General features: G+C 34.9%; 14 protein-coding genes. 10 read left to right on the top strand and 4 right to left on the bottom strand.

The genetic code is table 11. From position 1 onward, the window contains the following. Positions 1-675: 675 nt before the first annotated feature. Entirely contained in the window at positions 676-3873 is a 3198-nt protein-coding gene (gene cypD, locus ACW0JX_RS15635) for a bifunctional P-450/NADPH--P450 reductase (RefSeq protein WP_459244894.1), read from the top strand. Between the two features lie 211 nt (positions 3874-4084). On the opposite strand, the gene ACW0JX_RS15630 is transcribed toward cypD, so the two are convergent. Then, positions 4085-6196, bottom strand: a complete 2112-nt coding sequence (locus ACW0JX_RS15630) for a TerD family protein (RefSeq protein ID WP_157676113.1) — start codon at positions 6194-6196, stop codon at positions 4085-4087. 550 nt (positions 6197-6746) lie between these two features. Here ACW0JX_RS15630 and ACW0JX_RS15625 point away from each other — a divergent pair. From ACW0JX_RS15625 to ACW0JX_RS15600, 6 genes are all read left to right on the top strand, one after another. Continuing rightward, complete coding sequence (locus ACW0JX_RS15625) at positions 6747-7175, top strand: DUF5412 domain-containing protein (protein ID WP_000022543.1); 429 nt, start codon at positions 6747-6749, stop codon at positions 7173-7175. 308 nt (positions 7176-7483) lie between these two features. Further along, positions 7484-8434, top strand: a complete 951-nt coding sequence (bla, locus tag ACW0JX_RS15620) for a class A beta-lactamase (protein WP_089171408.1) — start codon at positions 7484-7486, stop codon at positions 8432-8434. A 190-nt stretch (positions 8435-8624) separates the two neighbouring features. Then, complete coding sequence (locus ACW0JX_RS15615; protein ID WP_075678214.1) at positions 8625-9311, top strand: response regulator transcription factor; 687 nt, start codon at positions 8625-8627, stop codon at positions 9309-9311. Continuing rightward, positions 9308-10384: a HAMP domain-containing sensor histidine kinase gene (locus ACW0JX_RS15610; RefSeq protein ID WP_459244893.1), complete on the top strand. Its 1077-nt coding sequence runs from the start codon at positions 9308-9310 to the stop codon at positions 10382-10384. Before ACW0JX_RS15615 ends, ACW0JX_RS15610 begins: the two co-directional genes overlap by 4 nt. Positions 10385-10629: 245 nt before the next feature. Next, a complete protein-coding gene (locus tag ACW0JX_RS15605; protein WP_000595170.1) occupies positions 10630-11391 on the top strand; it encodes an ABC transporter ATP-binding protein in 762 nt (253 codons plus the stop codon). 16 nt (positions 11392-11407) lie between these two features. Next, positions 11408-13237 carry an FtsX-like permease family protein gene (locus ACW0JX_RS15600; protein WP_459244892.1) on the top strand — a complete coding sequence of 610 codons (1830 nt, stop codon included), beginning with the start codon at positions 11408-11410 and terminating at the stop codon, positions 13235-13237. A gap of 163 nt (positions 13238-13400) precedes the next feature. On the opposite strand, the gene ACW0JX_RS15595 is transcribed toward ACW0JX_RS15600, so the two are convergent. The 3 genes from ACW0JX_RS15595 to ACW0JX_RS15585 all read right to left on the bottom strand — a co-directional run bounded on the left by ACW0JX_RS15595 (position 13401) and on the right by ACW0JX_RS15585 (position 17565). Next, a complete protein-coding gene (locus ACW0JX_RS15595; protein WP_459244891.1) occupies positions 13401-15188 on the bottom strand; it encodes a response regulator in 1788 nt (595 codons plus the stop codon). Between the two features lie 115 nt (positions 15189-15303). Beyond that, a complete protein-coding gene (locus ACW0JX_RS15590; RefSeq protein WP_000842190.1) occupies positions 15304-15882 on the bottom strand; it encodes a sensor domain-containing protein in 579 nt (192 codons plus the stop codon). A gap of 345 nt (positions 15883-16227) precedes the next feature. Then, positions 16228-17565 carry an erythromycin esterase family protein gene (locus ACW0JX_RS15585; protein WP_459244890.1) on the bottom strand — a complete coding sequence of 446 codons (1338 nt, stop codon included), beginning with the start codon at positions 17563-17565 and terminating at the stop codon, positions 16228-16230. Between the two features lie 359 nt (positions 17566-17924). Between ACW0JX_RS15585 and ACW0JX_RS15580 the strand changes: the two genes are divergently transcribed. The 3 genes from ACW0JX_RS15580 to ACW0JX_RS15570 all read left to right on the top strand — a co-directional run bounded on the left by ACW0JX_RS15580 (position 17925) and on the right by ACW0JX_RS15570 (position 21448). Continuing rightward, positions 17925-18803, top strand: a complete 879-nt coding sequence (locus ACW0JX_RS15580) for a CPBP family intramembrane glutamic endopeptidase (protein WP_000924281.1) — start codon at positions 17925-17927, stop codon at positions 18801-18803. A 637-nt stretch (positions 18804-19440) separates the two neighbouring features. Next, complete coding sequence (locus ACW0JX_RS15575; RefSeq protein ID WP_459244889.1) at positions 19441-20886, top strand: L,D-transpeptidase family protein; 1446 nt, start codon at positions 19441-19443, stop codon at positions 20884-20886. A gap of 346 nt (positions 20887-21232) precedes the next feature. Further along, positions 21233-21448, top strand: coding sequence for a hypothetical protein (locus ACW0JX_RS15570; protein WP_001104104.1), 216 nt, complete (start codon positions 21233-21235; stop codon positions 21446-21448). Positions 21449-21471: the final 23 nt, after the last annotated feature.

Genomic DNA, 21471 nt, shown 5'->3' with positions numbered 1-21471 from the left:
TAAAGCTGGAAAAGAACTAAAAGAAGCAGGGAAATAATTATATAGTAAAAGAGGACCTGATGTTCATATCAGGTCCTCTTTCATTAGTAACACGGTATACTTGCTTATCGTATTGGTTTAACTAAACTACTGATTTTTCGAATACTACAATCTTAAGCTCGTCAACTTCTCTATTTTGGGGTGTTTTAGAAGAAAATGAATCAAAATAATCGTTTTTATAAACAAATACAAGAGATGAGATCCGTTTGCAATTTCTCATAAACATTACAAGTTTAGATTATCTTTTAACACCAACATTAAAAGGCTCCAATTATATTTATTCGCTTCATTTTAATTTATTATTTTTCTACAAGTTATAAATCTAATTGCCAAGCTTATACGCAATATCATAATCATGAATAGTTAGGGAAAAGATAAAATAAGGTAATCAATTACATATCTTTATCCCAGGCGATTAGTTGTTATTTCCTCTTTATTAAATGGGATATTTTATCCCGCTATTTGCCGGGCAGTAAGACCCCCACCTCAAAATTCAGCGGAAGCAAAGAAGTTAGGTGGGGGACCAACTGCCCGTAAAAGCCCGATTGGTTCAACTAATAATCAGTGGGAGATGAACAAAACCCCCACTGATTAAAGTTTCACTTTATTTCATGCTTTTTTGAAAGGGTGTTTTAAATGGAAAAAAAAGTATCTGCCATTCCTCAGCCGAAAACATATGGACCGCTGGGTAATCTCCCATTAATCGATAAAGATAAACCGACGCTATCCTTTATCAAGATAGCGGAAGAGTATGGTCCCATTTTTCAAATTCAAACTTTAAGTGATACCATCATTGTCGTTTCTGGACATGAATTGGTAGCAGAAGTCTGTGACGAAACGCGGTTCGATAAAAGTATAGAGGGTGCTTTAGCAAAAGTTCGTGCCTTTGCTGGAGACGGATTATTTACTAGCGAGACTCACGAGCCTAACTGGAAAAAAGCTCATAATATTTTGATGCCTACATTTAGCCAACGGGCAATGAAAGATTACCATGCCATGATGGTTGATATTGCTGTACAACTCGTTCAAAAATGGGCACGGCTTAATCCGAATGAAAACGTAGATGTTCCGGAGGATATGACTCGTCTTACGTTAGATACAATTGGTCTATGTGGTTTTAATTACCGATTCAATAGCTTTTATCGTGAGACACCTCATCCTTTTATTACTAGCATGACCCGTGCTCTAGATGAGGCGATGCACCAATTACAGAGGCTGGATATAGAAGATAAACTCATGTGGAGAACGAAACGTCAATTTCAGCATGATATTCAATCTATGTTTTCTTTAGTAGATAATATTATTGCTGAACGTAAAAGTAATGGGAATCAGGAAGAAAATGATTTACTTTCCCGTATGTTAAATGTACAAGATCCGGAAACTGGTGAAAAATTAGATGATGAAAATATTCGTTTCCAAATTATTACCTTTTTAATAGCTGGACATGAGACAACAAGTGGATTGTTATCTTTTGCAATTTACTTTTTATTAAAGAATCCGGATAAGTTGAAAAAAGCCTATGAAGAAGTAGACCGTGTTTTGACAGATCCTACTCCAACATACCAACAAGTTATGAAACTGAAGTATATACGGATGATTTTAAATGAATCGCTACGTCTATGGCCTACCGCTCCAGCATTCAGTCTCTATGCAAAAGAAGATACAGTGATTGGCGGGAAATACCCAATTAAGAAAGGAGAAGATCGTATTTCTGTTCTTATTCCACAGCTACATAGGGATAAAGATGCATGGGGAGACAATGTGGAAGAATTCCAACCTGAACGATTTGAAGAGCTGGATAAGGTTCCTCATCATGCTTATAAGCCATTTGGAAATGGCCAGAGAGCATGTATCGGTATGCAATTTGCACTTCATGAAGCCACTCTTGTAATGGGAATGCTTCTTCAACATTTTGAATTAATCGATTATCAAAACTATCAGCTGGACGTAAAACAAACATTAACGCTAAAGCCCGGTGATTTTAAGATTAGGATTCTACCCCGAAAACAAACTATTAGTCATCCTACTGTTCTTGCACCTACAGAGGACAAGCTGAAAAACGATGAAATTAAGCAACACGTCCAGAAGACACCTTCTATTATTGGGGCCGATAATCTTTCACTTCTTGTTCTGTATGGCTCGGATACAGGTGTAGCAGAAGGTATTGCAAGAGAATTAGCAGATACAGCTAGTTTAGAAGGAGTTCAAACGGAAGTGGGAGCTCTTAACGATCGAATTGGAAGTTTGCCAAAAGAAGGAGCGGTACTTATTGTGACTTCTTCTTATAATGGAAAACCGCCAAGTAATGCAGGGCAGTTTGTGCAATGGTTGGAGGAACTAAAACCAGATGAGCTAAAAGGGGTTCAATACGCAGTTTTTGGTTGTGGAGATCATAATTGGGCTAGTACCTACCAACGGATTCCAAGATACATTGATGAGCAGATGGCTCAAAAAGGAGCAACAAGATTTTCTAAACGCGGAGAAGCAGATGCAAGTGGTGATTTCGAGGAACAGCTTGAGCAATGGAAACAAAGTATGTGGTCTGATGCGATGAAGGCATTTGGATTGGAACTCAACAAAAATATGGAAAAAGAGCGCAGTACTTTGAGTCTACAATTTGTCAGTCGTCTTGGAGGATCTCCTCTTGCACGAACATATGAAGCAGTTTATGCATCTATACTAGAAAATCGTGAACTCCAATCACCCAGCAGTGATAGAAGTACACGACATATCGAGGTATCTTTGCCAGAAGGCGCTACATATAAAGAAGGAGACCACCTTGGGGTGTTGCCAGTTAATAGCGAGAAAAATATCAACCGAATTTTAAAACGTTTTGGGTTAAATGGGAAGGATCAAGTTATACTGAGTGCAAGTGGACGAAGTATAAATCACATACCTTTAGACAGTCCTGTTAGTTTATTGGACCTTCTTAGTTATAGTGTTGAAGTTCAAGAAGCTGCCACTCGAGCACAAATACGAGAAATGGTAACATTCACAGCATGTCCTCCTCATAAAAAAGAATTGGAAGCATTATTAGAAGAAGGAGTTTACCATGAACAAATACTAAAGAAACGGATTTCAATGTTGGACCTTCTTGAAAAGTATGAGGCTTGTGAAATCCGATTTGAACGCTTTTTAGAACTTCTTCCTGCGCTCAAACCGCGTTACTATTCTATTTCAAGCTCTCCACTCGTTGCACACAATCGTCTGAGCATTACGGTCGGTGTTGTTAATGCGCCTGCATGGAGTGGGGAAGGGACATATGAAGGAGTCGCTTCTAATTACTTAGCTCAGCGTCATAATAAAGATGAGATTATCTGTTTCATTCGAACGCCACAATCAAACTTTGAATTACCTAAAGATCCAGAAACACCAATTATTATGGTTGGGCCAGGTACTGGAATTGCACCATTCCGTGGATTCTTGCAAGCGCGTCGTGTTCAAAAGCAAAAAGGTATTAACTTAGGACAAGCGCATCTATATTTTGGTTGTCGTCATCCTGAAAAAGATTATCTCTATCGTACAGAATTAGAAAATGATGAAAGAGATGGATTAATCTCTTTACACACAGCTTTTTCTCGTCTAGAGGGACATCCAAAAACATATGTACAGCACTTAATAAAACAAGATAGAATCAATTTAATTTCGTTATTAGATAATGGAGCACATCTTTATATATGTGGTGATGGAAGTAAAATGGCTCCGGATGTAGAAGATACCCTTTGTCAAGCATATCAAGAAATTCATGAAGTCAGTGAACAAGAAGCAAGAAATTGGTTGGATCGTGTGCAAGATGAAGGGCGATATGGAAAAGATGTTTGGGCTGGTATATGAATGTTTCTTAATTAGATACATATTAACTAATGAACTTCTTTCCAATAAATTTCACTTTATTAGTATAGTGTATTTAGATGAATAGTGATTAACCGGACTATTTAGTATCTACTAAATAGAAAACAGGACCTGATATTTATCTATCAGGTCCTATTTCACATAGACATTATACATGGATATTTTCCACACATTATCAATGTTTGTAATGTAGTTAGCCTTGTGGGTCAGCGATAAAATCAGATATTATTTTTTCAATATCGAAAGGAGTAATCCCTTTATCCAAAGAAAAAATGCTTTCTGCTTCTTCGATGTCTTGAACGAGTTCACCTCTAGCTTCAATATGTAATCGGAACAAGTCATATAAATTCGGTTTAACTAAATTAGTAAAAGCCTTTCCAACTAGTATCATACCTTTTTGATTAGCCTCGATAGTATTATCATAAGTTAGATCTCTTGTAAGAGACAAATCTGTCCAAATCAATTTTCGTTCCTTTAAGTCTAAAATAACTGGAATAGAGATTTGGGTGTCGGCAGTAATATCCACTTTATCTTGAACAGTAGAAGGTTCAAATATTTCTCCTGAACCAGGATATTGACGAACCATCCAACCAGTAAAGCATTCTGGTAAATCTTTATATGGTTGGTCTGTGTAAGAAAGCAAAGTCATGACTACATAGCGTCCACCATATTTCAGCACAGACGGAATATCGAAATCAATGAATTCAGATGCCCCCTTTGGTGCAGAAGTAATATCTCCGCTATGGTAGGCTTTGAAATTTTTTGAACGTAAGTTCGTGAAGGATACATGTTCTTTGTATTGCCAATCTTCGTCGTACATTGCAGCAGACAAATCAATGTCAACGCGTCCTGTATGTTGTCCATTCACATAGCCTTCTTTCCACCATAGGAAAAAACGAATCGTATCTCCTTCTGGCAAATCTACTTTACTTCCTCGAGATAATGTGCGAAGCGCTTTGCTGGCTGAACGTTGAGAGAAGGGAACTAAGTGATTTTTTAACTGTTCATCCAAAAATACTTTCCCGAGACTTGGAAGTTCTGCGAAGCGATTTTTTAAAGTATCTTCACACATTTTTACAATCATTAAACAAATCTTCTCTGAGATAAATGGAAGTGTATTTTCAATACCTATAGCTTTTGCTACATTGCCCTTTGGAAAAAAGGTACGAAATTCATTTTTATCATTTCGATGCTTAAAATGAGCCGTGAGTTGAAGTAATACAGGAGTAGAAACGTTTCCTATTATACTTAGAAAATCTTCGAGAATATTGAAAACATCTGTTGACTTATTACTACATAAACGGATTAAATGATCCAAACGTCTGGCAAATTCCCCCGGGCGAGTTTTTAAAAGATTTTTCGCTGTCATGATATCATGATTCAACAAAGCTGCTTCTATTTTTCCATTAAATGTTTCAACTTTAATGTTGTTGCGAAGCATCTCAAATGCTCGGTGGGTTTTTGGGAAACGAGTATGATATTCTGCTGGATGAAGAATTTCACCTAAACGAATCCAACGTTTTTTGTATCGAATCATATCTTCGGTAATGTTTCCGCATTGCTCTAACAATCCTAAAAGGAAGCGTCTTTCGGCTCGGTTAAACTTCTTGAATCGAACGGAGGATGCTAAACTCACATCACCTTCAGATAAAGCAACTGCAAGGCGAAGAACATCAGTTGCTGTTTTAAAATACTTTGCAGCAGCATCGGCTGATATTTTTCTGTTTATTAATAAAACCCCAATTATAAAAGACATATTTTCCTTATGAGGAATTACATTAGGTAGAAAACAGGAAACATCTTCAGTGTGTGTAATAGCCCATTCTACATCTGTCTTATCAGTTGAGGAAATAGAGCTGTTTGCACTAATCAATTGAGAAATCATTTGATTGAAATCTTCTTCACTTCCTAAGTCAATAACTTTCAAATCAACGCTATCTAAAAGAGGGAGTCGTTCTTCTACTTTTGATACAGGTAGGCGCAACGTCACATAATGAATAACGGCATTGATGTATAAATCAGCGTCACTTAAATCCATCATTTGTTGCGGAAAGTTTGGATACATAGGAGTAAACTGAATATGTGCACCAACCATTTCTTTTAAATGTTTCACCAACTCTTTGTAAAACGATGTGAATGCATCAACCGAAAGTGTTTGCAACTCTTCTATTAAAGGCTCGGAAAAAGTAAATCCTAAACTTTCCAAGTTTTTTAAAACAGTGGCTAAATACATGTTCGGTAGTTTATTTTCTTCTCTTTTTATAATTACTTTCAAACTTCTTCTTATGTAAATAGAATTTTTCATGAGAACGCCAGCTATTCACTCCTTATAAAAGAGGGGAATAGTCTGACTGTCCTCCTTTCAGTGGTAGATTTTTATTTTTACATGCATAAACACACTAATTGTAGAGAAATGCACTGAGGGTATAAAGCTATTTTTTAGTGAAAAATTAGGGGTATAACATTTAGTTGTTAAGTGGTAATTTGTTAATTAAGAAAAGAAAACCTCTACATCAATGGTTGATAAACTAAAGTTTATCCAATCCCAAAGAAGAAAGAGGTTTTATAGTCTAATTATTTTCATAGGAAATTGACAACTCTAAAACAATTTGAAATTTCTACAAAGAAGGAAGAATTGTCATAGCCTATGTGTTTAGCAGGAAAGTAACATCCCTATTTCGCCAAAGAAGTTAGAAGGAAGGAACGTCATAGCCTGCTTTATTAGTATATTCTCTTGCGGAGAGCAATTCAAGTATACTGTCTGATTTTTTAAAGTTTTCCTAAATGGGAATTTTCATGTTTATCCCGTATTAACAGAGGATTTTTATTTTTGATATATTATGGAATGGAGTTGAATGAGTATTATAAATACAAAAGGTGAAATTAAAAAAACAAAAAGAAAAGTATTACTAACTATACTTACTATGTTAGTAATTATAATTGGATTTGGATATTGGAAACTTTTTAGTTTGCAAGGTGTTCCAAAAGGGGAATTAATTCGAACAGTGAAATCTCCAGATGGAAAATATCTCATCAAGACTTATTTTCATAATGCAGGATCATTAAGTGCGGATGCTGTTAGGGGTGAATTAGTTAACCTTGATACAGATTCAGAGAAAAATATATATTGGAATTATCCAGATACCGATCCATATATTGAATGGGTAAATAAGAATATTGTTAGAATTGGAGATCAAACTTTAGATGTTTCGCAGAAAGAAACCTATGATTGGCGTGATGATGATAAGCACGTTAAAGAAATGCCTAAACAGTTTAGTAGATAAAACAAGAAAATTTAAATGTATTTAATCTTATTTGTTTAACTATAGATAGTATTATATGAGTGAAAGAGTCCATTTAAATCTTCTAAATGGATTCTTTTAGGTTTCTAGATACGACTACTGATAAAAATGGAACAAACTTGTTACTTAGGTTGTCTATTAAGTATACGTATAAAACAGGTGTTCATGATAGTTCAATCATTTGATGAAAAGTGAGATGCAAGAAGAGTGATATCCGATACACTCTTTAATTGTATCGATATGTATAACACCTAGAAAAACTATATATTCTTGAAAGAGGTTGAAAATGTATGATAGTCTTAAACAAGTTTTTTAACTTTTTACATTACAAAAAGATGGTACCTGTAGTATTTCTTTCATGTGCAACGCTTATAGGCTGTTCCGATGGCAATACTCAGTCTGAATTACCTAAACAAACAAAACAAACAAATCAAACCAAACAAGAAACTACTGGTAATGATTCTTTTGCTAAACTTGAAAAAGAATTTGATGCTAAACTCGGTATTTATGCATTGGACACTGATACGAATCAAACTGTTACGTATCAATCAGATAAACGGTTTGCATACGCATCTACCCACAAAGCTTTAGCTGTGGGAGTACTTTTACAAAAGAAATCAATAGAAGATCTAAATCAAAGAGTTTTGTATACTCGTGAAGATCTTGTTAATTACAATCCAATTACAGAAAAGTATGTTGATAGGGGTATGACTCTGAAAGAGCTTGCAGATGCTTCCCTTCGATATAGTGATAATACTGCGCAAAATCTTATTCTTAAGCAATTAGGTGGACCTAGTGAATTCAAAAAATCACTGAGAGAAATAGGAGATACCGTTACAAATCCTGAACGTTTTGAACCAGAGTTAAACGAAGTGCATCCAGGAGACGTACATGATACTAGTACCCCAAAGGCATTAGCTACTAGTCTTCAGGCTTTCACGCTAGGAGATGTACTTTCAACTGAGAAACGGGATTTATTAATAGATTGGATGAAAAGGAATACTACGGGAGACAACTTAATTCGTGCTGGAGTTCCAGGAGGATGGGAAGTAGCTGATAAGACGGGCTCGGGATCTTATGGAACCAGAAATGATATCGCAATTATTTGGCCACCAAATAAAAAGCCAATTGTTCTTGCGATACTTTCTAATCATGATAAAGAGGATGCTAAATACGATGATAAGCTTATTGCAGAAGCAACCAAAATAGCGCTGGGTGTCTTAAAAGCTAAAAATAAATAATAATAGTATTAGTTATTGAAATTTTCTTGTTTTTTCGTCACAATACTGTGACGGTCTTTTTGTGTATTTTACAAAAGATCGTCTTAAGTAAAGAAAGAAGATAGAAACCATCTCTATTAAGTTTATTAACTAAGTAACAACAAATATATGCTTTATTGAATACTTATTGCATTTAATGTGGAGGAATAAAATGGAGTCGAAAATTCTTATTGTTGATGATGATAAAGAGATTAGAAATCTTATCTCGGTATATCTGGAAAATGAAGGCCTAAAAACTCAAAAGGCAGAAGATGCTATACAAGCTTTACAACTGTTAGAAGAAAAGGACTTTGATTTGATTATTTTAGATATTATGATGCCGAATATGGATGGCATTGAAGCATGTATGAAAATTAGGGAAGATCGCAATATGCCTATCATTATGCTATCTGCAAAATCTGAGGATATAGACAAAATTCAGGGCCTAGCCTCTGGTGCAGACGATTATTTATCAAAACCGTTTAACCCACTAGAATTAATTGCTAGGGTAAAATCCCAATTAAGAAGGTTTAAAAAATACAATACGTCCATAGAACATAATAAAAGTATTCTAGAAATTGGTGACTTAACCGTGAATACAGATACTCGTCAAGTATGGGTAAGGGGAAAAGAAACAAGGTTAACTCCAAAAGAGTTTGCTATTCTCGAACTACTCGCCCGCAACAAAGGGATTGTCCTGAGTGTAGCAAAAATATATGAAGCAGTTTGGAAAGAGGTTTTTTATAAATCAGATAATACCGTCATGGTGCATATTACAAAAATAAGAGACAAAATTGAAGAAGATTCTAAACATCCCATTTATATTAAAACTGTTTGGGGAATTGGGTATAAAATATGAAGAATGTTAGTTTCAGAAATAAGATTATTATAAAACTTCTTGGTGCTGTTGCAATTAGTTTTTTTATTTCATTTGGTTTAACAATCCTCATTGTGCAATACGTCATAGATCCATTTTTTATAAAACACGAAGATTTTGGCATGTTTGAAGTGAGACTCGCAATGTTGTTCTTATTTACGTTCGCAATCTTAAACTTTATAGTAATCTTTTTGCTATTGGTTCGAAAGAAAATAGTATATTTGAAGCTCATTTCGGAAAATGTGAATGATATTGCAAATGGAAAACTGGGTTTAACAATTGGGATTAAGGGGAAGGACGAATTGACCCAACTTGCTCAAAATATCAACTATATGTCCAAGGAATTGGAGAATACATTTGAACAAGAAAGACGATTAGAACGTACAAAAAATGAACTTATAACCAATGTATCTCATGACTTACGCACACCGTTAACATCTATTATTGGCTATATAGATTTATTAAAAAGAGGGCAATACAACAGTAAAATACAATTACAGGAATACCTTGAAACCACTTATTTAAAATCAAAGAGATTGAAATATTTAATTGATGAGTTGTTTGAATATACTCGTTTATCAGGCATAGATGCTAAGTTAAATCTTAATGAAGTTGATTTATCGGGTTTGTTGGAGCAAATAGTTGGAGAATACATTCCTATATTTGAAAAGGAAAGCTTAATCGTTCAAAAATCAATCACGCAAGAAACAATACCTATCTTCATAGATGTAGAAAAAATGGTACGTGTTTATGAAAATCTTTTTATGAATGCGATAAAGTACAGCATGAAACCATCCGAATTATCTATATGTCTTGAACTAATAGGTAACAAGGCAATGTTGAAAGTATCAAATAAAGTCGAGAGACCGCCTGTTAGCGATTCAAATAAATTGTTTGAAAGGTTTTTCAGAGGGGACAAGGCAAGAAAAGATGACCAGGGAAATGGACTTGGACTTGCTATCGCAAAAAGAATTGTTGAACTTCATCATGGTAATATACATGCAGAATATAAAGATGGTTGGATGTCTTTTATTGTTGAACATCCAATTAGATAGAAAGCTTATGGAACTACAGGTTCCATGAGCTTTTTTTAAAACTTAAGAAATCTTAAGGATTTTACGGGGTGTTTCCTAATTTTCATAGTTTATCATGGGTGTATTCAAAGTGATGAGGTGAGCAAAGAAGATAAAAGGAAAGATTTCATTGTAGCTTAAGTGTGGAGGTAACATGTCTATTTTGTTAGTAGTAAACAAATTTAGTAGCTTATTGTAATGAAATAAAAAAATGTAGGAGGATATAAATGATAAAGCCAGTTGTAGATGTAAAAAACATTCAAAAATTGTACGGTAAAAAAGGTGAGAATCAATCACACGCATTAAAAGGTGTATCATTCTCAATTCAAGAGGGAGAGTTTGTTGGTATTATGGGGCCTTCTGGTTCTGGTAAAACAACATTATTAAATGTAATTTCAACGTTAGATAAAGCGACAGGCGGCGTTGTTGAAATTGCAGGAACGGATATTACGAGGATGAAGCAGGGTGAACTTTCTGATTTTCGTTCACAAAAGTTAGGATTCATTTTCCAAGACTTTAACTTATTGGAGAATTTATCTATCTATGAAAATATCGCACTCCCACTTTCACTTCAAGGTGTTTCATCTCGTAATATTGGAAAGAAAGTAGAAAAAGTAGCTGATATGTTAGGCATTACAGCGATACTTCAAAAATATCCTTCTGAAGTATCTGGTGGACAAAAGCAACGTTCCGCAGCAGCACGTGCGTTAGTTCATGAACCAGCAATTATTTTGGGAGATGAGCCGACTGGAGCTCTAGATTCTAAAAATGCAACGAGTTTACTTAATGCCATGACAAGCTTAAATAAAGAGCAAGGTGTATCCATTATGATGGTTACGCATGATCCTTACAGCGCAAGTTACTGTCAACGTATTTTATTCATTCAAGATGGTGAGTTATATAAAGAAATTCATCGCGGTAGTACCCGTGAAGAATTCTATAAAGAAATTTTAGATGTGCTTGCAAACTTAGGCACACAAAAAGCGTAAGGAAGGAAGTTCAATCATGTTATTTAAGCTTTCTATGTCAGGCCTAAAAAGTAAGTTGCAAGATTACATTGTTTTACTTGTTGGTCTTATTGTCTCTATTTCAACTTTTTATATGTTTCAAACGCTAGCATCCAATAAAACGTTCCTTGAATCTAACTCTTCTATTAGGGATATTGTGGCTGTCTTTAAAATTGGTTCCGTTTTGTTAGCGATTATCACATTTTTCTATATTTTATATGCAAACTCTTTCTTATCAGCTCTTCGTCAAAAAGAATTTGGTATGTATATGATGTTAGGAGCAAAAAAGCATAAAGTTACCTTACTTATGTTCATTGAAACAATCATATTAGGTGCCACCTCTCTTTTGATTGGAATTACAATTGGTGTAGGACTTGCAGAAGGTATCGGTCAGCTATTAATGAAACAACTCGAGTTTGCTGGCGAAGGTTATAAAGCATTTTATCTGCCATCTATAGCTATTACTTGCATCTTTTTCTTTGCACTCTTTGTATTATCTGCAATTATGAATAGTATTAAATTATCTCGTATTTCTGTACTGCAACTTGTACATGCTGATGAACAAACAGAACGTGTTGCCATAAAAGGAAAAATGACAGTTGTAGTTGCATTCCTTGGTATTCTTTTATTGGGTATTGGTTATGCATCACTTATTTATATATCATATGCAAATTCGCTAATTGTTTTGGGATTAATAGCTGTTGGATTAATCTCAGCAACCGTTGGTACTTACCTTATATTTGGATCACTTCTTCCAGTTATGATTAACAAGTTAAAGAGTAATAAAAAACGTAGTGAAAAAGGCCTTAATGCTTTTACTTTTGCACAATTAAATTTCCGCATTAATAGTCTAACAAATGTGCTTGCAACAGTAGCAATTTTAGTGGCTCTTGGTGCTGGTGGAATTGCTTGTGGTATGGCATTTAAAAACAACATCCTAAAAATTACAGATCAAATACAAATTTACGATTCAGTTATTCATAATCCAACAGCGGAAGAAAAGACAATTTTGGGTAGTATCTTATTTCAAGAAAAACTTGAATATCATTACAAAGTTGATGATAGATATGTTTATTATCTTAAAGAAGATGTAGAGAAAAATCGCCCTTTCTTGCAAGGTATGAAAATAGAGAAAGCTTCAGAGGAAATACCAATTGGTGCATTTTCAATAAAACGGGCTGAAGGAGAGACAGACACAAAACAATGGATTCAGGCTTTCAGAACAATCCAGCCAAATTATTTATATCCTGATTATGAAATGAAAATTGTAGACTATAACATATACAATGGATTGAAGGGTAAAGAAAGTATTGTGTTTATGGGGAAAACAGATGATTTTGGATCATACATAAAAGAATGGAAAAAACTTGATGAATTACAGATAGCAAAATATAAAAATGTGAAAGCGGAAGAATTGGGTAGTAAGTATCAAACATATATTATGAGTCATGATTTTGCCAGCGGACTAATGTTTATGGGTTTCTTCGTTGGAATTGCATTTTTAGCAATGATGGCAAGCTGCTTAATGTTTAAAGTTCTGTCGGGAGCATCAAAAGATGTAACACGTTATCAAATGCTTCATAAAATTGGTGTTCGCCGAGAGTTATTAACAAAATCAATTTATAAAGAGTTATTCTTCATATTCTTATTCCCAGCAATTGTAGGGATTACTCATATATTAGTTGGTATGAACATGTTTAGCCCTCTTGTAATCGATCCGTACTCTCGCATTTGGTTACCACTTGTTATTTTTGTAGTAATTTACTCGATGTATTACTGGATTACTGTTCAATTATTTAAAGGAATTGTACTCCCTAAAAAAGATTAATGTAATGATGTTGTTTATCCCGCATTAACGGGCAGCACGATTGGTGAGGGCTCATAATCAGTGGGGGATGAACAAACCCCACTGATTAAAGTTTCACTTTATCTTTTACTGTACCTTGTAACTACATTTTGCCTTGCTGTAGAGAAACAAAAAAACATTTTTCTTATTCAATAATTCCAATTTCTAGAGCCTTTTGAACAGCTTCTTCTTTGTTGCGGACTCCCAGCTTTGTATAAGCTGTGGAAGCATAATTTCTGACCGTACCATTCGATAAATATAACCTTGATGCTATGGTAGTGTATCGAAGTCCCTTTGCTACTAGCTGCAATATTTCTATCTCCCTAGCTGTTAGCTCATAAGCGGTTGCTTTTGATTGTGGTGTCTCTTTTTGCTCATCAAATTTCTCAAATATTTTGTGAGACATTCCCTGATCAATCAGTGTCCCACCTTTGTGAATAAGTCGGATCGTATTAGTTAGCTCCAATGTTTCAATGGATTTGAGTAAAAAGCCATCCGCACCGTTGCGAAGCGATTCCAACGCCTGTTCGGTATCCTGAAAAGTGGTAAAAATCAATATGCGGATATGCGGCCATTGTTGCTTAATCTTTTTGGTTGCTTCGACTCCATCCATGTGCTGCATATCTAAATCCATAAGTATAACATGGGGTTGAAGGCGCCCACACAAATCGATGGCTTCATTGCCATCCTCGGCCAAACCGATTACATTTAAATCTTCATATCTATCGAGTAGTGTCCTCAAACTTTCCCGAACAAACGGCTGGTCGTCTACAATTAACAAACGAATAAGTCCATCTTTTATTTCAGTTTGGCGCGGTATGGTACATGTAACAAGCATTCCTTCATCTGGCTTTGTATATACAGACAATTGGCCTTGCAAATTCATTGCTCGTTCTTTCATTGCATTCATACCAAAGCCTTCTTGCCATTCTACATTTCCTTTTCCATTATCTTGAACTTCTAATCTCGTATATTGTTGTTCAAACTGCAATGAAACTATAATTTCAGTTCCTTGACCATGACGTACTGCATTCGTAAGGGACTCTTGTAAGCAACGAATGAACGCTATCTTCGCTTGCCGAGACAATTCATATTCCTCTCCGTATGCCCGAAAACTTACATTAACCTGAGCGTGCTCCTGAAATTCGGCTCCAAGATTTTGTAGAGATTGAATTAAGGAAGGCGATTGACACGGAGACTCCATTTGATGTAGGTAACCTCTCACGTCCTCGATGCTTTTACGTCCCATTTCAAGCAGAGAATCTAGCCTCTGTATACCCATTTCAGTAGCAAGTTCGGTGCGCAACGTTTCCATCCCCATAATAATAGAAGTATAAGCGTGACCAACTGTATCATGAAGCTCACTTGACAGTCGGTTTCGTTCTTCCGCCAGTGTAATGCGTTCAATCTGAGACATATATTGCTCAAGTACCGCGTTTTGTTTACGAATTGATTCATTTTGCTTATGATTGACGATTAATAAATGAAAAGCGAAGCCCATTACATATGCGAATCCATAATAGGTGACCATAACCCAATAGCTATTACTTGGCGCAACCGCATAGAAAATTCCAGTTGTTATAAAAACCGTTATTGGAGCTGTCCAATAATAGGACAAATGCTTACTATTCGCAGCAATTAGAAACACTGATATAAGAAATGTGTTGTAAGCCCCTGGAAATAATGAGGTTAAATATATACATAGTCCACCATACAGCAGTATTTCTGTGAACAAATAATATTTATAATTGAATAGTAAGGCTACCCATGGAACAGAGAAGGCAATAATTTCCCAAAGAATAATAATCCAAAGTGGTAATGTTAAACCATCCTGAAAATTTAATGTAGCTAGAATGATAGACACACTAGCAAGTAGGCGTACTCCTAACATAATCCAATCATACCAAAACCAATACTTAACCATATCTAACAAGTCCTTTACCCCCTAAATAGCCTACCATTTTACTTCCTATATAATAATTTAATCCTTCCTGCCTTATTATACTTTTTAATTTAAAACTACGATACTACTCACAGACTGCAAACTTCTATTGATTTAGTTGCCGAATCATACTACGTGTATAGCCCCCAATTTTCTTTGTCAAACCATCGACTATTCTAATACTTATGGCGGTAAATACTATACCCATAAACATTACAAAGAGTGACTTGGCAAAAGTATCTATTTGTATAAATATAATATTCATATCGATGTATCGATACAGTAGTGGTGCCAACAGGAACATAAGTGGCATTACGTAAAAAATGATTGCACTAATGAGACTGAAAATGCCAATCGTAAATTTCTGCATTAGCCAATAGACAGCACACCAAGTGCGACGATCTGTTAGCACTAATTTCACCTGAGACCAGTTCGATGTATCCATTGTTATACTTCTATCGTAAGAGTCTGTTGAAATATCTGTATAAATTTTCGTCTGTATGCGCTCGAATTGGATAAAGGGTGTGGTAGTCTGTAGTACGCGCATAATTAATGGAATCCCAACAACAGTAAATGAAAGGGTTAAACTAAATAGCAGAGCTATTAGGTAAAAACAAAAATAAAACAATCCTGTACCGAAAGTTAGCAATAAAAAATAACCATTATGGATGAATCTTGATTTCATAAAGTTCATCGCTCCTATCTGTGTAATAACCGAATCATACTGCTTTTTTTGTCATTCTCACTAGTGTAAAAGTGTCATATGACAGTTCTAAATGATGTTAAAAAGGGGAGAGCAGCTTACTTCTGGTTAAAAAAGATGCTTTTATCCCGCTATTTACTGGGCAGTAAGACTCCCACCTCAAAATTCAGCGTTAGGTGGGGGCGGGCTGCCGGTAAACGCACGATTGGTGAAGGCTAATAATCAGTGGGGGATGAACAAAAACCTGCTGATTAAAGTTTCACTTTATTAATCCTCCACAAAGCAATCCCGTTCTTACATCTGCAAGAACGGGATTGTTTTGTACTTTTATTTAATATGAGATGGACTTGTTTTTCGAATATGAAAAATAATATCAAATTGCTCAAGCAATGAAGTATCAAAATACACCGAACTGTTCGGGAGGATTTGTCCCCCTATACTTAGTAATGGTCTTTTTGCTTTAACCCATTTTTCTGCTTGTCCTTTAAGGTGACGGTTATCCAATAAAAACATTTTATATGGCACTTTTCCGAGAGTATAATTGAAACTTTTTACATCTTGTGGAATAGTGTCGGTTGTAATCTTACCTCCAGTGGAAGGATCATATTCGCTGTATAAGGTAAAATTCCCCTCCGTAGTTGTACTACCAATTGTGACATAATTATTGTCTAAACGTTCCTTCAAAAACTGCCCCGCAACATAAGGGTATAATTTCTCATCGATAATTCCTTTAGCTATATGAATATTGTGTGCCCATACCATCGTTTTACCACCAAATGTCTCTTGTGCCCACATTGCATGATCGGCCAAGTATTGTTCATGTAGTTTTATTATACTTGGATAGTCGTTAGGGAGTAGCATTGTGGTAAATTTCTCTATTGCACTTGCCGTTGCTTTCGCCCAGATGTACTCGGATGGAATTATTTCTGTGTTGGCTTGTTCATTCTCATCTTTTAGTAATCGGGCTACTCTCTCAGCGTTTGCTTTAAACTTCTCTTTCCTTTCAGGAGCAAGTTTCATATATTCCTGTATACTTCCAGTAAAAGAAGACAATTCTTTATAATTTTCTTTTACTTCTGCCAGCAAATCTGGTCGATGCAGCCTTACATAATCAATTACTTTATTAAAGCTACCTTGGTCCAACGCCTTTAAGTCGAGCCCAATAAATTGGATCTTTTTTTTATTGGATGGATCAGCATTATAATCTTTCATCCACTCAATCATGGCTATAATTTCATCAGTAGGATATAACAATTTTAAAAATTCCCTAGGGTTTCCTTTTCCTGTTTGGATATATTCATTTAGTTTTAAGCCGTTTCCCCAATCTTCTTCCATTGCAAAATTCGTAAAACCCATTTCAGTAACCAAATATTTCACAAGGCGAAACTTCATAGTAAAAATTTCAGAGCTTCCATGAGTATTCTCTCCTAATCCTACATATTGCGCGTTCCCAATCATTTTCTTAAGTGGTTTTAAATCTTCAAATGGTTTTGACGGCTCTATCGTTTTTAATGGGTTAGCCTGTGATTGTATTGATTTAACTATATTTTTTTGGACTGATTGACCTGAATTTTCGACTGCTACAGTTTGAGCGTTTCCTACTTCCGCGCATCCTGTGACTAATAAAGCTGTACTAACCATTGCAATCATTCTTTTCTTATTCATTTTTGCCCACCTCAATTGAATTATTTTTATAAACAAGATTGATTCATGTACTTGCACGAATCAATTGCCTTAATTCAATTGTTATTTATTCCATATCATATTTTCTAGTTACATATTGTCATAAGATTAATTGACACAAGTCATAGGTTAATCATTACACTTTTGTACTATCGGCTATGACAGTTTATAAGTAATAATTAAATTGTTGAATCGCAAGTAAGACTAGATTATGAATTTGGGAGGGATTTTAAAGATGAATGATCTGTATGTCAAAATATTTTTATTCTAAGTTGTAGCTGTTGAAATGACAGGAAGTAAATTTGATAAACAAATGAATAAAAGGGGGAGGGCGGATTACAATGTTATTACACGGAGAAGCATTCCACAATAAAGATAAAATCCAACGTGCTAAAATAGGACTTCAACTCTTTCTAAGTATCTTAACCATTACTTCTATTATTCTAAATGTAGTAGTAATGATTACTAAAAGTATGCCGCTTATTGTGGTATATATGTTTACCCCAGCATTTTCTTCTATTTTGACTCGCATAATATTGAAAGAAGGGTTTAAAGATGTATCTTTTAGTCTCGGTAACTTAAAGATATGGAAGGGGATTGGTTTTGCTCTGCTAATACCTATGATTATTTGTGGAATTACTTATTCTATCGCCTGGTTGAGCGGAATTGCGAGGTTTCAGCCCCCGCAAGGTGGTATGCTAGAACCTATTTACAATATACTTGGATTTCAGTATCTACCGATACCATTAAGTTTCATTTTTATAGTAGTATTGAGCGGAGTATTAGGTAGCTTGCTTAACTTAATTCCAGTTATGGGAGAAGAAATGGGTTGGCGAGGTTATATGCTTACAAGACTAATCGATGCAGAGTTTTCACGCCCAATCCTTATTAGCGGATTGATTTGGGCAACGTGGCATGTTCCAATTGTTATTGCTGGTCTATATGTAGAGGGAACATCTGCCCTACTTTCAGTACTTGGCATCTATTTTTGTATTGTGCCATTCAGTTATATTACAGCTTATTTACGACTTATCACAGGTAGCGTTTGGCCTTCGGTTATCATTCATACTACTTGGAATGCCATTATTCAAGGACCTTTCGCACGTGCAAGTACAGGAGATCAAACTGAGATTTGGATTGGAGAATCTGGTTTGATAACCGCTATTATTATCTTGGCTACTGCAATAATTATGTCTCGAATCGTAAATTTTACTAAATAGCATACGGATTTGTTTTAAATTCAATTAGTGTAATATGACGAGGCTGAAATAAGATGCTCCTAAAAATATTAGAAAAAATCTAGTTGAACGGACTCTTACTTAATCTTAGGCTGCTGGATATATGGAAGGCATCAAGCTAAGGGTTTAATTTATAAAAATAAACTTGATTGCCATAAAAAAATAATGTTTTTCATTTAAAGGCTATGAGATGAAATTTCATCATCTTCATCACATTAGACCTTCAGGAAATAAAAAGTTAAACGATTATACAAATACTCTAACTGAAAAAACGATAGTCCTTTTATCAAAAATGTAGAAGGACTATCGTTTATTTTTTTGACAAAATTAGGGATTGATGTTCATGAAAATGGATAATATAATTCGTATTTTACGTAAAGAGAAAAATTTCCCCCTAGAATATTAAGCTAAATATCTTGGTGTGACGGTTAATTTAAGTTTCACTTTATGACTTGTAAAGGGCTGTTCAATGCATCGTACTATTAAAAAATCTAAATTAAATCATTAAATTGCGATAAAATGTGGTCGGAAATAATGAAATTTTAGGAAAAATAAGGTACACTAGTCTATGATTTTAGTTGAAAATCGTTTGACGTTAATGCATACGGGGGAAAGATTGATGAACAACAATACAACAAATGAATCAGTTGAAGAAATTGATCAAAAACGAGTAAGATCAAAAAAACGTTATACAAATTGGAAGTTTATCGCAGTGGGTATTGGTGTAATTGCACTTCTTATTGGGGGAATGAGTTATTATCAGGCAACTCACTTCAATTCGAATGTTACAATTAATGACACAAAAGTTGGTGGTCTGAGCGCTGATCAGGCAATACAGAAATTAAAGGCATCTGGACTAGCAAACAAAGTCTATGTTGATCAACAACAAATTTTAGATGAAAAAGATACAAAAACGGAACTTACGGAAAAAGATTTGCCTCAAGTTAAGAAACTATTAAAAAGTCAGTGGACATTTTTCCCTTCCTCAAAGGGAGAAAATTATTCATTGCTACCAGAGAAGGCAGATCAGTATCGTAGTGAAACGATGAAAAAACTTGTAGAAGAAACGCTCATCTCTATGAATGAAAAATTAAAAGCGCCTCAAGATGCTATGGCGAAGCTAGAACAAGGGAAAATTGTTATTTCGAAAAGTGTTGAAGGAAAACAGTATGACGTTACTAGTCTACTGAAAGATTACGATAAGCAAAAATATAAAAGCGAAATTCATCTGAAGTCTGCATACATAAAACCTATTAAAGAAGACGATCCGATTGTCAAAAAAGAGGAGAAAGCACTACAGAATCTTCTTGGGCAGTCTGTTGAGTATAAAGTGCAGGATGAAGTTTATCCTTTAAAAGCGAAAGATTTAATTCAAAATGCCTCTATGTCAAAGGATATGAAAGTTACAATTGATGCGAGTGACATTAAGAATAAAATTACTGAAATTAATAATGCCAAATCAACATTAAATAAAGATTTCTCATTTAAAACGCATTCCGGTTCAGTTATATCAGTAAAAGGGCAAGGCTACGGCTGGGCACTAGATGTTGAAAAAGAAACTAAACAAGTTCAACAAGCCTTTGAGAAAGGCGAAAAGGCGCTTTCTGCTTCTAATATTCACGGAAATGGTTGGGAGAAGGAAGGTATCGGTTATAAAACAACAGCGAATAATGGCATCGGAGACACGTATGCGGAAGTTTCAATTGCAGAGCAACAAATTTGGATTTATAAAGATGGAAAATTAGTCGTTACAACAAATGTAGTAACGGGTAAACATAGCACGGGTGAAGATACATCACCAGGTGTGTGGTACGTCCTATACAAACGAACACCATACACGCTAAGAGGTAGCGCAGTAGGGAAAGCTGATTATGCAGTTAAAGTAGATTACTGGGTTCCATTCACCAATAGCGGTCAAGGATTCCACGATGCCGGCTGGCGAAAAGACTGGGGAAATAATGCTTATTTAACAGGAGGATCAGGTGGGTGTGTGAACCTTCTTCCTAATGTTGCAAAAACTGTATATGATAGTTTGAACACGTATGATCCAGTAATTGTGTACTAAAAAATAGCTACGTATCTAGAAATAAACAAAGTAGGAAATCTTACCTGATGGTATATGAAAAAACACCTCTTGCATTCGCATACTAAGTGTGCAAATGTAATGGAGGTGTTTTTGTTTGAATATAAAAGTGTATTGCTTATAAGAAACAAAGTAGAAAGAGATTAAGAATAAGTATTCAAATAATCAATAAAATTGACAATGAATATCATTTTCACTTAATATAGAATCGTCGCATTTAATTAGACATGAATTTTTTGTTAATATAATAGATTTCTATTAAGTTGTCATATTTACGAACTATCATTAAATATTTTAAGAATTTAAACGTAGGAAAGGGTAATATAAAATGAACTGGAAAAAAGGCGGGTTATGGGTTATTATTTTTTTCGTTGTAAAAGGCACGATTTCTACACTTTTAATCGTTACAGGTGCTAAATATTTTGATTTATCATTTATGCAACTTATCTTATTAATTCTGACCTTATTAGTGATTTCTCTAATAAGTCGAAAGTTACTGTATAGACATAAACAAAACAAAAAGCAAAAAGAGCTAAATATATAATGAAGCCCCAGAGACCAATGGAT

It is taken from the genome of Bacillus sp. C-3-6, from assembly GCF_054509685.1.
This window is presented reverse-complemented; position numbering and strand designations above follow the sequence as displayed.

What these genes read in the sequence shown, in the direction of transcription:
- cypD (WP_459244894.1), top strand. Translation starts at nt 676, where the DNA reads ATGGAAAAAAAAGTATCTGCCATTCCTCAGCCGAAAACATATGGACCG.
- ACW0JX_RS15630 (WP_157676113.1), bottom strand. Translation starts at nt 6,196, where the DNA reads ATGAAAAATTCTATTTACATAAGAAGAAGTTTGAAAGTAATTATAAAA.
- ACW0JX_RS15625 (WP_000022543.1), top strand. Translation starts at nt 6,747, where the DNA reads ATGAGTATTATAAATACAAAAGGTGAAATTAAAAAAACAAAAAGAAAA.
- bla (WP_089171408.1), top strand. Translation starts at nt 7,484, where the DNA reads ATGATAGTCTTAAACAAGTTTTTTAACTTTTTACATTACAAAAAGATG.
- ACW0JX_RS15615 (WP_075678214.1), top strand. Translation starts at nt 8,625, where the DNA reads ATGGAGTCGAAAATTCTTATTGTTGATGATGATAAAGAGATTAGAAAT.
- ACW0JX_RS15610 (WP_459244893.1), top strand. Translation starts at nt 9,308, where the DNA reads ATGAAGAATGTTAGTTTCAGAAATAAGATTATTATAAAACTTCTTGGT.
- ACW0JX_RS15605 (WP_000595170.1), top strand. Translation starts at nt 10,630, where the DNA reads ATGATAAAGCCAGTTGTAGATGTAAAAAACATTCAAAAATTGTACGGT.
- ACW0JX_RS15600 (WP_459244892.1), top strand. Translation starts at nt 11,408, where the DNA reads ATGTTATTTAAGCTTTCTATGTCAGGCCTAAAAAGTAAGTTGCAAGAT.
- ACW0JX_RS15590 (WP_000842190.1), bottom strand. Translation starts at nt 15,882, where the DNA reads ATGAAATCAAGATTCATCCATAATGGTTATTTTTTATTGCTAACTTTC.
- ACW0JX_RS15585 (WP_459244890.1), bottom strand. Translation starts at nt 17,565, where the DNA reads ATGAATAAGAAAAGAATGATTGCAATGGTTAGTACAGCTTTATTAGTC.
- ACW0JX_RS15580 (WP_000924281.1), top strand. Translation starts at nt 17,925, where the DNA reads ATGTTATTACACGGAGAAGCATTCCACAATAAAGATAAAATCCAACGT.
- ACW0JX_RS15575 (WP_459244889.1), top strand. Translation starts at nt 19,441, where the DNA reads ATGAACAACAATACAACAAATGAATCAGTTGAAGAAATTGATCAAAAA.
- ACW0JX_RS15570 (WP_001104104.1), top strand. Translation starts at nt 21,233, where the DNA reads ATGAACTGGAAAAAAGGCGGGTTATGGGTTATTATTTTTTTCGTTGTA.